Origin of the sequence: Pseudomonas sp. RIT-562 (assembly GCF_026241895.1) — a bacterium.
GTDB lineage: Bacteria > Pseudomonadota > Gammaproteobacteria > Pseudomonadales > Pseudomonadaceae > Aquipseudomonas > Aquipseudomonas mandelii_F.
Window position 1 is genome coordinate 446669 of record NZ_JAPJIV010000002.1, and the last position, 14462, is coordinate 461130.

10 protein-coding genes are annotated in these 14462 nt (G+C 59.6%); 2 read left to right on the forward strand and 8 right to left on the reverse strand.

Translation table 11 applies throughout. The features are described 5' to 3' along the window. Positions 1–77 precede the first annotated feature (77 nt). Positions 78–881, forward strand: a complete 804-nt coding sequence (locus ORL50_RS04870) for a SirB1 family protein (RefSeq protein ID WP_266010567.1) — start codon at positions 78–80, stop codon at positions 879–881. A 63-nt stretch (positions 882–944) separates the two neighbouring features. Here the strand turns inward: ORL50_RS04870 and maiA are convergent, their stop codons facing one another. Genes maiA through hmgA form a run of 3 tightly spaced genes read right to left on the reverse strand, consistent with a single transcriptional unit; the run spans position 945 to position 4205 of the window. Beyond that, positions 945–1580, reverse strand: coding sequence for a maleylacetoacetate isomerase (gene maiA / locus ORL50_RS04875; protein ID WP_266010569.1), 636 nt, complete (start codon positions 1578–1580; stop codon positions 945–947). 12 nt (positions 1581–1592) lie between these two features. Beyond that, entirely contained in the window at positions 1593–2897 is a 1305-nt protein-coding gene (fahA, locus tag ORL50_RS04880) for a fumarylacetoacetase (protein ID WP_266010571.1), read from the reverse strand. 3 nt (positions 2898–2900) lie between these two features. Then, positions 2901–4205, reverse strand: coding sequence for a homogentisate 1,2-dioxygenase (gene hmgA / locus ORL50_RS04885; RefSeq protein WP_266010573.1), 1305 nt, complete (start codon positions 4203–4205; stop codon positions 2901–2903). 164 nt (positions 4206–4369) lie between these two features. On the opposite strand from hmgA, the gene ORL50_RS04890 reads away from it, so the two are divergent. Next, positions 4370–5164, forward strand: coding sequence for an IclR family transcriptional regulator (locus ORL50_RS04890; protein ID WP_266010575.1), 795 nt, complete (start codon positions 4370–4372; stop codon positions 5162–5164). 10 nt (positions 5165–5174) lie between these two features. Here ORL50_RS04890 and ORL50_RS04895 read toward each other — a convergent pair whose 3' ends face one another. The 5 genes from ORL50_RS04895 to ORL50_RS04915 all read right to left on the reverse strand — a co-directional run. Beyond that, a complete protein-coding gene (locus tag ORL50_RS04895) occupies positions 5175–7607 on the reverse strand; it encodes a dermonecrotic toxin domain-containing protein (protein WP_266010577.1) in 2433 nt (810 codons plus the stop codon). Positions 7608–7765: 158 nt separating this feature from the next. Beyond that, the gene (locus ORL50_RS04900; protein ID WP_266010579.1) at positions 7766–10315 is read right to left on the reverse strand and encodes a LuxR C-terminal-related transcriptional regulator; all 2550 of its coding nucleotides are present in this window, start codon (positions 10313–10315) and stop codon (positions 7766–7768) included. Between the two features lie 139 nt (positions 10316–10454). Next, positions 10455–11822, reverse strand: coding sequence for a DUF1329 domain-containing protein (locus tag ORL50_RS04905; RefSeq protein ID WP_266010581.1), 1368 nt, complete (start codon positions 11820–11822; stop codon positions 10455–10457). Positions 11823–11845: 23 nt separating this feature from the next. Continuing rightward, positions 11846–13639 (reverse strand): DUF1302 domain-containing protein, encoded by a 1794-nt coding sequence (locus tag ORL50_RS04910; RefSeq protein ID WP_266010583.1) that lies wholly within the window; start codon positions 13637–13639, stop codon positions 11846–11848. 636 nt (positions 13640–14275) lie between these two features. Beyond that, a partial coding sequence (locus ORL50_RS04915; protein WP_266010585.1) for a hypothetical protein occupies positions 14276–14462 on the reverse strand: 187 nt, incomplete at its 5' end.

Below are 14462 nucleotides of genomic sequence, written 5' to 3' on the forward strand. Positions count from 1 at the left end.
ATTCGGACATAACCTTTCGAGGCACTGGACGAATGGAGGAGACGGGGCTAAAACGAGGCATGTCCCGGGAGATTAAGATGACGCCCCGCCAACGCTTCTTTGAATGCCTGCAACGCTCACCGCCCGCGCTGTTCGAGGCGGCGTTGTGGATTTGTGTCGAGCATGACAAGGAGCTGGACGCCGAATCTGTGCTGGCGCACTTCAGGGATCTGCAGCAGCGCGTCAGCTGTGGTTTGCCAATGTTGCCTGTGAGTGAATTGGCCCAGCCGTTATTGCGCCGCATGAATGACCTGGGATTTGCCCAGGACGACTTCACGCCCCTGCGACCGCAAGCGGCGTTGCTCGACAAGGTGCTGACACGTCGGCGCGGCCAACCGCTGGCATTGGGACTGCTGGCCATGGAGCTTGCCCGACGCCTGGAGATTCCCATGGTCGGCGTCAACTTCCCGGGGCATTTTCTGCTGCGTGTGCCGGGCGCCGATCACCTGCTCGATCCTTGCGGCGGGCGGCGTTTGTACCCAAATGATTGCAGGGAGTTGCTGCATCGCCAGTACGGTCCGAACATGAAGCTGAGCGCCGAGCACCTGGTGACCGCCGAACCGCTGCAGATGCTGCAACGCCTGTCGCGCAACCTGCGTCAGCTGCATTTGGCTCACGATGATTATATCGGTGCGCTGATCGACGCCGAGCGGGTGCTGGAACTGGGTAACGCCAGCGCCGCTGATTACCTGGCGCGGGCGAGCCTGTATCAAAGACTGGACTGTCCCAACGCCGAACGCTTCGACCTGGAGCATGCGCTGATGCTCAGCGAGGATCCGATCCAGCGGATTCGCCTGACTGAACGACTGGGGCATTTGCCGCCGAACACCATCGTCCACTGACGCCCGAACCTGTGGAGCCAAACGTGCTTCCACAGGTTCGTGATTGTTTATTGTGGCGTGCAGTCAGGGAGTATCGGGCTGATTGGCCGGATGTGCCTTGATGAACGCCGGATGAGCCGCCGCCAGCGCCGCCACTCGACGAATCCGCGGCCAGGACTCCAGGGAGACATTGAAGCGTTCAGCCGCATACAGCTGCGGTATCAGATAAACATCCGCCACCCCAGGCTCCGGCCCGAAACAGAACCCCTCGTCGCCAATCAATTGTTCCACCGCCCCCAGCCCCTGGCTGATCCAGTGCCCTATCCACTCCACCACCTGCGGCTCCTCGTGTCCCAACTGCCGAAGCTTGTTGAGCACGCTGACGTTGTGCAGCGGATGCACATCACAACCGAGCAGCGCCGCGACCCCGCGCTCATGGGCGCGAGCGACGAGGTCCGTCGCCAGCAGCGGCACCTGTGGATAACGTTCCTCCAGGTATTCAATGATGGCCGGTGACTGGATTAACAAGGCGCCATCGTCGGTGCGCAAGGCCGGCACCCGGCCTTGCGGATTAATGCCCAGGTACGGCGCCTGACGGTGTTCGCCGCCCACCGGCGCGATCAGGTTGACCGGCAGCGCCTGATAATCCAGGCCCTTTAGTGCAAGGGCAATCCGCACCCGATAAGACGAGGTCGAGCGGTAGTAAGTAAACAGTTCCATGAGGCGCTCCTCTTATCGAGCCGGCAGCACTTTGCCGCGGCACTCGCCGAAACCGATGGAGGCAAAACCCTCACGGTTGCAACGGGCGCGCAGGATGATTTCGTCGCCGTCCTCGAGGAATTTACGCACCTCACCGCTCGCCAGCTCGATCGGCTTTTTACCGCCTTCGGTGATCTCCAGCAGGCTGCCGAACTGACCGCTCTCGGGCCCGGACAAAGTTCCCGAACCGAACAGGTCGCCCGCCTGCAACTGGCAGCCGTTAACGCTGTGGTGCGCGACCATCTGCGCCACGGTCCAGTACATATGCCGGGTGTTGCTCAGGGTCAGGCGATGGGCGGGCAGATTCTGCTCGCGCATCGCCTCGGTCAGCAGCAGCACTTCCAGCTCGATGTTAAAAGCGCCAGCGGCCTGATCACGCGGGTCCAACAGGTAGGGCAGCGGTTGCGGATCGCCTTGTGGACGCGCGGGCTGGGCACGGCGGAACGGCTCCAGCGCTTCGGCCGTCACCACCCAGGGTGAAATGCTGGTGATAAAGCTCTTCGACAGGAATGGCCCCAACGGCTGGTATTCCCACGCCTGGATATCCCGTGCCGACCAATCGTTTAACAGGCAGAAACCGGCGATGTGATTGGCGGCATCACCAATGGCGATCGAGTCGCCCATCTCGTTGCCCTGGCCGATCCAGATGCCCAGCTCCAGCTCGTAATCCAGGCGTGCGCACGGGCCGAACACCGGCTCGGTCTGCCCGGCAGGCAGGGTCTGGCCTTTAGGGCGCCGAACGTCGGTACCTGAAGGGCGAATGGTCGAGGCGCGGCCGTGGTAGCCGATTGGCACGTACTTGTAGTTCGGCAGCAGCGGGTTGTCGGGGCGGAACAGTTTGCCGACGTTCTGCGCATGTTCGATGCCTACGTAGAAGTCGGTGTAGTCGCTGATTTTCGCCGGCAGGTGCATCACGCAGTTGGCGGCCAGTGGCAGCAGTTTAGCGCCCTGGGCTTCGATTTTGCCGTGCAGGGTGCTGCCTTCGGACAGCAACTGCAGCAGACGCTCACGTAATGCCACTCGCGCCTCGGGGCCCGCCTGGAAAAACGCATTCAGTTGCCCGCCACGGGTGGCTTCTGCAGCGACCTTGGCGGTGCCTTCAAACAGACCGGCATCCAGCGCCGCTTCCAGGTCGAAGATGTGATCGCCGATGGCCACGCCGCTGCGTGGCGCCCCGCCGTCGATGCTGAACACGCCGAGCGGCAAGTTCTGCAGCGGGAAATCGATATGCCCGTTGGCCGAAGCAACCCAGCTGCGAGTAATGGAAGTCTGAGTCATGGGTTATCTCCGGGTCGGGTCAAAAGTGGCGGGCAGCGTAGCCCAGCAAGTGTCGTAGTTCTTTTGCAACTGTGGGCATTCCAGGGCGAAACGGCTCGGGCGCAGGACCTGGCTGGTTTCAAACATGAAGGCCATGGTGTTGTCGATTTTCGCCGGCGCCAGTTCCGCATTGATCGCCCTGGTGCAGGTTTCGCCGTCGGGTCCGTGAGCACTCATGCAGCTGTGCAGGGACGCACCGCCGGGCACAAAACCCTCGGCCTTGGCGTCGTACTCGCCCTTGATCAGCCCCATGAATTCATTCATCAGGTTGCGGTGGAACCAGGGCGGACGGAAGGTATTTTCAGCGACCATCCAGCGTGGCGGAAAGATCACGAAGTCGAGATTGGCCAAACCGTGAGTGCTGGTGGGCGAGGTCAGGACCGTAAAGATGGATGGATCCGGATGATCGAAGCTGACGGTGCCGATGGTGTTGAAGCGGCGCAGATCATATTTGTACGGCACATTATTGCCGTGCCAGGCGACCACGTTCAGCGGCGAATGATCCAGCTCGCAGCCCCACAGCTGACCGAGGAATTTCTGCACCAGGGTGGTCGGTTGCTGGAGGTTTTCGTAATGCGCCACCGGCGCCAGGAAGTCCCGCGGGTTGGCCAGGCCGTTGCTGCCAATGGGGCCGAGGTCCGGAAGGCGCAGCGGCGCACCGTGGTTTTCGGCGATGTAGCCACGGGCCTGCGGATCAAGCAATTCGACTCGAAATTTCATGCCGCGGGGCAACACGGCGATTTCCAGCGGCTCCAGCTCCAGCACGCCCAGCTCGGTGACGATGCGCAGGCGACCCATCTCGGGCACCAGCAGCAGCTCGCCATCGGCATTGAAGAACACCCGCTCCATGGAGCGGTTGGCGCGGTAGTTGTAGATGCTGATGCCGGACGGTTTGTCTGCGGCCGAATTGGCCACCATGCTCACCAGCCCGTCGATGAAATCGGTCGGTTCAGCCGGCATGTCCAGCGGGTTCCAGCGCAGCCGATTGGGGGTCACTTCCCCCAGCGGACCGCCCGCCAATTGCCGCTCAAGCTTGACGAACGCAGGGTGATTGGCCGACGGCTGGATGCGGTACATCCAGGTGCGTCGTGACTCGGCGCGGACCATGGTGAATGCGGTGCCGGACAGTAATTCGGTGTACAGGCCGTAGGGCGCTTTCTGCGGAGAGTTCTGGCCAATGGGCAAGGCGCCAGGCAGGGCCTCGCTGCTGAATTGGTTACCGAAACCGGACTGGTAAGCCAGTGCGGGCACCGTTGGATCGAGGTTCATGGAGCCTCCTGAACAGGGAGCAGGCCGTGGCCAGTCCTGCTTTGCAGAAATCTCGGCACGCCCGGGTTATTTTTATCGTAATTCGATTACGCATAACGTAATTTGATTGGTATCGACCGTCAAGCTATAAAGACGCCCATTCGCTACAGGATCAGATCGCCTTCATGGAAACGCCGCGCAGCAACGATAAGCAGAAAGTCCGCTCGGCCGAGGTCGGCACTGACATCCTCAAGGCGCTGGCCGAGTTGTCGCCCTCGACCTCGCTGTCACGCCTGGCCGAACACGTGCAAATGCCCGCGAGTAAGGTGCATCGCTACTTGCAGGCATTGATCGCCAGCGGTTTTGCCGAACAGAACGCCGCCACCAATCACTACGGCCTGGGCCGCGAAGCCCTGCGTGTTGGCCTGGCAGCCTTGAACAGTATGGACGTGCTCAAAGTCGGCGCCCTGCCCCTGGCCGAGTTGCGCGACGAGCTGAACGAAACCTGTTTCCTGGCGGTGTGGGGCAATCAAGGTGCGACGGTAGTGCACATCGAACCCGCTGTACGTGCGGTGACGGTGGTAACGCAACTGGGGTCGGTATTGCCATTGCTCAGTTCATCCACCGGCCTGGTATTCGGTGCGTACTTGCCCAAGCGTGAAACCGTGGACCTGCGTGAGGTGGAGTTGCAGGCCGCAAAACCGCATCCACTGGCAGACGATCAGGCCTACGCGACACTGTGTGAGCAGATCCGCGACCGGGGCTTGCATCATGTACATGGCTTGCTCATGCCTGGAGTGGATGCGTTGTCGGCACCGGTCTTCAACGCTGTGGGCCAAGTGGTAGCAGTGATGACCATTGTCGGCCCGGCGTCGTTGTTCCACGCTGATGAAGACGGCCCGGCCGCGCAGCGATTGCTGGCAGCGACTCGGGCCGTGAGTTGGCGGATGGGGTATCAGCCATCGGCAACGGTCTGTTAGCGCCTGCGCGCTATAGCAGAATCGTTTGCTCGCTGGAGTCCAGTTCCGCGTGGGCCTGCTTCAGCAGTTCGGTAACCACGGCAAGATCTACCGTTTTCCCAGTGCATGCAGTGATGACGCCCATGCAGGTGTTGACGTTCTCCAACTGTCTGGCAATGGCCTTCTGCGCCATCGAGAAGCCCAACTTGCCAATGCGCATCGTGGCCAGTTCGAGCATGCAATCGAGATAACTGGAGAACAGCTTCCGGTAATCACCCTGGAGCAAGGCCTCGACGCCTTCAAACAGCGCTTTTGTCATGACGATGGCGCTCAATCCTAGGCCGATGGGCGCGAAAGGGATGGCGACAATGGCGACAGCCGCTACTGCGGTTTCATACACCAACTTACCGACAATCTCGGCAAGACTTGTGGTTTTGGCGTCAACGCAGTCAATGATCTGCATGATTCCATCCCGATAACACTGGTAAAAATTACGCACGCGACTGTCGAAACGTAACATTGGAACAGCTTCGATACTTTGCAGGCGCACCTTCTCGATGTATTCACTGACTATCTTTTGCTCGGTGTACTTGGCTCGCTTGCTGTAATAACACCCCAACCCACCCACTTTCACCGAACTGGCAAACTCACTCAGGAACCTGAACGATCGGCCATCCGGGCTGGCTGGTGTGTAGAGGAAATCAGTCGCACCCCCATCCACCATGATGCGGAAAACATACACTCCATCGATCCGGCGATCCTGCAGGTAAAACGTGTAGACCCCATTGCGCTGGGGAGAATCTGGCTGTTCTTGAGAGAACGGCCCCCTGACTTCTGACTGGTGCAGCTGTTCGATCAGTTTCTCGATCAGTTCATACTGGTTACTTGAAAGTTGACCACTGAAAAGCTCGGCCAAGGCGCAACGATGCATTTCTTGACGCTGCAGGTTCACGTAGACGTCGCGCTTCAATGCATATCCCGGCGCCCCTTCAGCCAGATAGTCGGACTTCAGCATAGCGATGTATTTTTCACCCGGCCGCAAGGTTTTCGACCAGCCACGCACGTAATGGATCAGCCCATCGAACATTACCGGATGGTCAGGCAGCACATAAAGGGAAGGGTAAATATCAGGATATCGAACAGAACCACTGTCTTCGGTAATGTGATGCTCACTGATGATCAGCTGTGACAGGGTCATCTCTCGCGAGGCATCGAGCCTGATCATGATGCGGTCAGGATCTACAGTAACTGACGGACCGTGTTGGGCAGATACCTGTTCAACTCGCTGCTTGACCAGTTGGTAGGTAAATTGCTCATAACTGATCAACGCTGCCTCGCGGCTGGCCAGTCGGGTCAGCCCTTTGAGCTCGGTATTGAGCCGAGTAAACAGCTGTCGTTGCTCTTCGGTGGCCGAGCGATATCCTGCCGGTATGACCGCTTCCAGATTACTGCGCAGCCAACCGACCTGCAGCAATACGGCTTGGCGTAACACGCCGTCCCCTTCGTCTGACCATAAACTGCGCCGCACATCACGCCACGAACTAGGCAGTTCCTGAATGTGCCTCATGAAGGCGTCGATCTGCTCACGTTCACTGGAATACGTCTGGCGGCTCAGGTAACCGCGGCCTTGCGCTTGAGTCGTCCAGTCGAACAGGTGGAAGTTCATCTGCCTGATGCTCGCGAACTCGTACCAGTCCCTATCGCCGGGAGCATGCGGGGCATACAGAATACAAGTACCTTGCTCCCCCTCCGGCCCGCAAAAGACCATCATCTGCGCAAGCGCGTTCCTGGCATCAGCGAACACCAGCGCTCCCATGGAGCTGTCATGTGCGCCCTGACCGGCAATAGACACGATCCTGAAATTCTCTTCGCTGAGATGCCCCTGCAATTTCGCGCCGAAAGAACTCAGCGCCAGGCGACAGCCCAATAAGGCATGCAGCGCTTCGAGCACTGCGTCTTGCGCGTACTTTTTTTCAAATCGCTGCGCATACAGCACGCGCAGGCTTGCATTGCTCATCACGTGCACCAGATCTTCGCCCGTAATGCCAGTCGGCAGGTCGTCGCCTTCCAGGGTGATTTCCCATGGGACGGACGAGGCATCCTGCAGACCGTTGAGCATGAATTCGGGAAGCGTCAGTCGATTACTCTGCGCGACCTTCTGCTTGCCGACGAAGAAGGTGTGACGAGTCCGGACGAAAATCTGCTCCGGGTTGACGACTTCGCCGGTGAGGATTCTTACCAGCTCCCGCGCATGAAATTGGGCGAAGGCTCTCAGGGACTTTATTTCCCCGAGCAACTTGTCCAGTGCCTGTTCTTTTTCTGTCAGGGCCTGTTCAGCATCGAAGTAATATTGGCGATCGTCTGCACTTGCACGTTGCAACCACTGCGGCAGTGAGTGGTCTTGCAGGGACGTTGTGCGCCTTGACGGGCGCGGCAAGTCATCCTGATAACTGTGATCATTCATGTGTATTAATCCATTAATATTGATGCATCGTCCGTGGTGAAAGTTATGGCCGCGATCAAACAATCGTCGAGCCATTCAGAGCTTATAAACTTCCTTGAGTCAGAGCACACTTCAAAACGTGTGTGTATTCATGAGCGCGACTTCGGATCAAGTACACTTCAAACTAGAATGCCTAACACTTTTGCCTTGGCTACCGCCTGAGTCCTGCGCTCCACTCCCAACTTACCGTTGATACGCCGTGCATGGGTTTTCACCGTGTGCAAAGAGATAAACAACAGATCGGCAATTTGTTGATTCGAGTTGCCTTGAGCTACTAACTCAAGCACTTGGGTTTCACGCTGACTTAACCGGTTTTCTCCCATCGGTATGGTATCCGAGTCATTGACCGGCCCTACCTGGTCTATGGCCTCCGGCAGACGTGACTGGCGCAATTGCAACTCCCGGTAGGCCTGGTGGAGATGGCAGCGCTCGACCAGCGCCAATCCTTCGCGCAGCGACTGGCGGGCAACAACCGGGTTGCCGGTCAGCCAGGCGGCTTCGGCCATCACCAGGTGCAATTGCGCCTGCAAGCCCGACATCCCGCTGTTCCTGGCCGACTGCAACTGAGCCTCGAGGCGAACCAAAGGTGCTCGAGCCTGCCCCAGGTAGACTTCAGCTAACACCAGCAGGTAGTCCAGGCCACTGATCAGCTCCAGCGTCGCCGGTGGTGCCTGACGCGCCTGGGGGCCATGGTAGTGCCGCAGCACTCGCGTCAAGGCTTCCAGAGCCAGCTCCGGGCGACCTTGCTGCAACCAGAAGTGACTGCTGACCTGCAACAACACCCCACGGTAGACGGTGTCGGGGATCTGCCGTTGCTGCATCAAGCGCTCGGCATCGCGCAGCAGCACGAACGCCTGGGCGTAATCGGCCTGATTGGCCGCCAATTGCGCCAGCCCGAGGAAACCATAGAGCGCACGTTTGTCGTGGTTACGCAGACAAATCTGCAGCCCCTGCTCGAAAAACCCGACCGCTTGCGAATCCAGCCCCTGGCACAGACTCAGGCGCCCGCGCCGCAAGGCAATCCGCCCCATCAAGGGCTCGGCGATTTTTTGTCCGGCAAGCAAATCGTGCATGGCTGCCAGCAGTTGCTCGGCCCTGGCTGGGGCGCCACGTTGCTCGAGCAATTGCGCATGGTCGAGCTCCAGCAGGCTTTCGAAAACCAACGAGCCCTTGGCGCGAGCCAGGCATAACGCTTCACGGTTGGTCGCCTGTGCCACATCGAGTTCGCCCCTGAGCAGTGCCTGCTGGGTCAGGCCCGACAAGCACATCAGCCGCACGGTCCACAGCTCCGGCCCCAGCTCGCTCAAGGCTTCGAGAAAATGCGCGCGGGACGCCTCCATGCGCCCTTGCAGGTGCAGCAGCCAGCCTTGTTGCGCCAGCCACCGCGCCAGCAACTGGCGCTGCAGAAACTCACTCGGCTGGGGCAGAAAGCGCGACAGCTGCGCGATGCACTCACCTGCTGGATCAAAACGTCCGGCAAACAGCAAGGCCGCAGTGATCAAACCGATCAGCTGCGGCGAACCGAACAACAGCGCCTCGCCCTGTTGCTCATGCAGCCGCAATAACAGCACCACGGTCTGCTCCTCGAACAGGTGCTCGAAGCTGAAATGCTGCAACAGGCTCACAGCGACTTCGAACTCCTGCGCCAGCAAAGCCTGCTCGAACGCCGCCTTCCAGTCCGACTCGGCGGCGAACCACTGGCAGGCTCGCCGATGCCAGGACCGCCCCTGCGGCCAGGGTTCTTCACGCATCAGGCGGGTCAATGGGATAAATATCTGCAACCAGTCCGCAGTGCCTTCCCAGGGCTCGATGAAACACCCCAGCTCCTGCAGCGCCTCCAGTATCTGCACACCAACGACCGCGCCAAACAGGTGCTCACATAAGCGCGCATTGAACCGCGGCAGATGCGCCAGCACGCGCCAGGCTTCCAATAACTCCGGCGTCAGGCTGGCGAAAAGTTCGTGTTCCAGATAGTCATGCAGGGTGTCCGGCCGACCTTGGGCCTCACTGCGCGACCAGTCGCATTTCTGCAACAGCGCGATACGCACGCCGGCGCACCAGCCACCGCTGAGTTGATAAATCCTGTTGGCGCCCTTGCTCGCGTGCACCGGCTCCAAATGCTGCAACAACGAGGCAATTTCCTCCTGAGTAAATGCCAGCGTCCCGGGTTCACAATCGTACAGTTCATCGTTGAGCAACAAGCGCGGCCAGTTGATTTGCGGACGGCGGCGCCCACTCAACCACCAGGTGATCGCCGGGCTGCTGACCGTCAGCAGCTGGTCCAGCAGCAGGTCCAGCTCTGGATTGCGCACGCGGCAATAGTCATCGAGAAAAATCCAAACCGGCGTCTGGCAACTGGCCAATGCCGCGAGCAAAGTCGACTCATCCGTGCCTGCCAGGCCCAGTGACTGAGCCAATCGCTGGCGCAAATCAGTCACCGACATTGATCCGCCGGCCAGTGGCAGCCAGCACACCTGGCAACCCTCGGGCGCCTGCATCAAGCACTCGACCATCAACGCGGTCTTGCCGCTGCCAGCCGGGGCGCAGAACAGCTTCACGCGAGCGGTGGACGCCAGCAACGGTTCGATCAACCGCGGCCGAGACTGGTGATGTGCAGACAACCGGGGGCGAATTCCAGGTCGGTCCAGGCACCGCGTCATGGCAGTCATAGGGGTGCGCCTTGTTGTAGTTGTGGCGCCACCCTAGTCCTGTCTCGCCAGCTTGTTGAAGAAGTATTCAGCGCACTGATCAAGCCCTATAAAAAAGGTGACCAAGAGGTCACCTTTTATGGAACGTACTGTAGGAAAACTACCTTACGCCCGTACTCCGAAGGGCTGCTGGCGTGTAGTCCCCAGCTTTGGCATCGATGTTGAATTCGAAGCTGCGCTTCTCCTCGTTCTTCATTCCGAGGGCGATGTAGCGACCGGCGATCAGGTCATACAACGCCTCAACCGTATAGGCCGGAACCTGGTGATCGTAATAGAACTGCGCATGGCCTTCGGCGACTCGCCACAACTGGCCGCGACCGTCGTAGTGATCCGCCAGTGCCACCTGCCAGCTGTCTTCGTCGATGTACATGTGACGCTTGGCGTAGACGTGGCGCTCGTTCGGCTTGACCGTAGCGACCACCTCCCACACCCGGTGCAGCTCGTAGCGGGTCAGGTCCTGGTTGATATGCCCGGCCTTGATCACGTCGGTGTACTTGAGGCTGGGCGAATCAAGCTTGTAGCTGTTGTAGGGGATGTACATTTCCTTCTTGCCTACCAGCTTCCAGTCGTACCGGTCAGGAGCGCCGGAAAACATGTCGAAGTTGTCGGTGGTGCGCAGGCCGTCCGACGAGGTGCCGACTCCGTCATACGCCACTTGCGGTGCGCGGCGCACGCGGCGCTGACCGGCGTTGTAGATCCATGCCTTACGCGGCTCCTTGACCTGGTCGAGCGTCTCGTGGACCAGCAGGACGTTGCCCGCCAGACGCGCCGGGGCGGTGACTTCCTGCTTGAAATAGTTGAGCACGTTCTCGTCACTGCCCGGCTTCAGATCGCCCAGCAGCGAAGGCACTGCAACTTCGTCCTTGAAGCGGATGACGGTGAAATCGCCATTGGATTGCGGCGTGGCCTGGGTCACGGTACGGCGCAGATTGCCACCGTGGTAACGGGTCACGTGGTTCCAGATGACCTCGACCCCATTCTTCGGGATCGGGAAAGCGTAGTAGCGGTTGCCGGTGAAATTGGCCAGGCCGTTACCGTCGTTGATCGGCGTTACATTCAAGGCGCTGCGCTTGGCCGACTCATAGATTTCCGGTGGGACCGCCACTGTGCGGTGGGTCGGGTAGACCGGAATTTTGTAAGTTTCCGGATAGCGCTTGAACATGGCTATCTGGCCGTCCGAGAGCTTGTCCTTGTACTGGTCGACGTTTTTCGCCGTGATGGTGAATAACGGCTTTTCGTTGGCGAACGGGTCGGCCAGGAAGCCCTTGCTATCGACCGCTCCGGCATTTTTCGCAATGCCGCCGGTCCAGGCCGGAATCGAGCCATCGGCATTGCCGGCCTTCTCGGCGCCCAGCGGAGTAAGGCTGGTACCGAGCTTGTTGGCCTCCTCCGGCGACACCGCGGCCATCACCTGGGCCGCCAGCAAACTCAAGGCCAGCACGCCGCATTGCAGAATCATCTTGCGCATAACCATCATCCTTCTCAGCCAGATCAGAAATTCACGCCAAAGCTCAACGCCAGGAAGTCACGGTCTTCCAGGGTGTTGTAGTCCCCACCGAAGAAATCGGTGTAACTGAGGCTGGCGGTGTAGGCGTTGCGATAATCGGCATCGACGCCGACGCTGATCGCCTTGGCGCCTTCGTTAAACAAGCCGTTTGGGCCATAACCGGAAACATCGTGTGACCAGGACAGGTTGGGTTTGAAGTTGATCCCGGCGATCACGTTGTTGTAGTCAAGGATGGCGCGAGCGCGATAGCCCCAGGACGTCGAGGTCACAAAACCGTCGGTGTCACCGTTGAAACCGTACTGGCCGTACACCGAATCGCGGCCATAACGCAGTTTGGATCGAGCCTCCAGGCCGCCCACGTGAACCACTGCCGCCTCGCCCACCAAGGTCAGGCGATCGGCGCCCGCCACCTGATCGATGAAGTGCGTCAGGGTGCTCTGCACCTGGGTCATTTCCTTGCGCCGATAGCCCTTGTTGTCCGCGCCGGGCGCGGTGGCAATAGGCGACGCGGCGCCCCCGGCAATCGGATTGAGCATGGCCAGGGTCAGGTCGGTGCTGTTGATTTGCACCGGCGCGTTGGGGCGATAGCTGATCTCGCCGGTCCACGCGGTCCCGGTAGGCAAGGTGGTGGAGAAACTCGCACCGTACAGGCGGATGTCCTCGGGGTACTCGAGATAATACTGCCCGCGACCGAGCATCACGCTTTGCGCCAGGGCTGAACCAGTCCCCGGGGCGATCGCGTTGGCGGTGCCGACAATGCCGGGCAGCGCCGCTAGCGTACCCAGGCCGGCGGTGGTGGTGCCGACGTTTGGCGAGCGGCTGTGATAATTCATGAAGTACAGGCCGTACTCGGTGTCATCCCCCAACCAGCGCAACGCCGTGCCCCACTGCCCGGAATCCCGCGCATCGCGATCACCGCCCCGGGGCACCACCACGCCTTCTCGAGTGACTTCAAAACCCTGGCCGAATGCCGCAGCGATCGGCTGCAGCGGCGCAATGGCCGGGCTGGCAACTGTGTAGCCCTTGGTGCAACCATCCGCTGCGACGTCACCGCCAAAGAAGGTGCCACAGTTATCCAGGACAGTCTGGTCCCACTCCAACTGGTAGAAACCTTCAACGGTGAGTTTGTCGGTGAGCCCCTGGGAAGCAAACAGCATGTTGACCGGAATCAGCCCTTCCTTGATCTCGGCACCCGGGCGGCGAAACGCCGAGACGTCCACCGGGTTGATGCTGTTGATCGAGTTGCCGATAAACGTACTCTCACCCCAGCTGACCACCTGTTTACCCGCGCGCACGGTGCCCGGCAGGTTGGCGATGGAGTAGTTGTGATAAACAAAGGCGTCGAGAACCTGCGCCCCGGCGGACTTCGAACCTTCCTTGCGATTGTGATCGCTGATGGGCTTGAACGGACGGTCCTCGTCCTTCAGCTCAAAGTCGTACCAGTATTTGCCACGAACGAAGACCCCGGTGTCGCCGTACTTGAGTTCGAGGTCGTGGATACCTTTGAAGATCTTCGAAAAGGTCTCGCCCTTTTTGAAATTCAACCGCCCGTCATCCCCCGTAGAAGCCTGGCCGGTCCCGCCGTTGACCGTACCCACCAACGCTTTATCGGCATCGCGCATGCCCCAACTCGCGCCAACCGACAACGAAGAGTCGAAGGTGCCCTCGATTTCCCCGACATTGAACGAAACCGCCTGCGCCTGAGCGCAGCAACCCAAGGCCACCGCAGCGGCCAGCGCCTGCGGCTTGAAGATGGCGCGCATTGTTGTTTTTGTCATGCGTCTTCCCCGGTGAGTGACAGAAGGCCACACCCTACTGCCGCCGACCGGGGGCGATAAGCGCACCAAGGAGGTATTCGCGGTGTCGCTCCAAAGGATTACAGGCCGGCGGGGGTGAGGGTTTGGGCGGGGTATGAATGGATTGGATGGGGCGGTATCAACAGTATGGATGTGTGATGCCGGGACTGTTGCCGATGCTGCAACACTGCATGTCGGTATTGGCTATTTTTCCTTTGGGGACAAGGCTTTATTCTGAACGGGCTTTCAGGGGAACGAGCTGAAGGCGAAGTTTGATCAGGCGTGGATATTGCGCCTCTATTTTTGATGAATTGAAGATTTTCGGTTCATAGCACTGTGTACACAGACGTTGATTTGTAGCTCCTTGATCGAACGTCTTACTTTGGCCGCTGCGTTTGCAGCGGCCTTTTTTATGGGCGATGTTTTTGTTTGGCGGTCGTGGCAAGGGCGGCCTCTACCTTTTCGTGCGTTCGTAGCGTCATTCAACCCTTCCACCCTTCCACCTGTAGGAGCTGACGAGTGAAACGAGGCTGCGATCTTTTGATCTTGCTTCGGAGCCCGATTTGCCGGCGATGGCGTCATATATTTGAACGGAAATTGCGAATGCCAAATCCATCATCAGCCAACGGCAAAGCCGGTTTCAAACCCGAGTAACTGGACCGCTGCAGGGGCGGGATCACGATCCGCCGCTGCTACCCGTTCTACAAAGAGCACATTTGCAATCGCTCGGTGAGCCGGAGAGTTCTGGGGCTGATGGTGTTTTGTCAGGAATGGCGCGTGATCGTTTGCGTCCATCGCCGGCAAG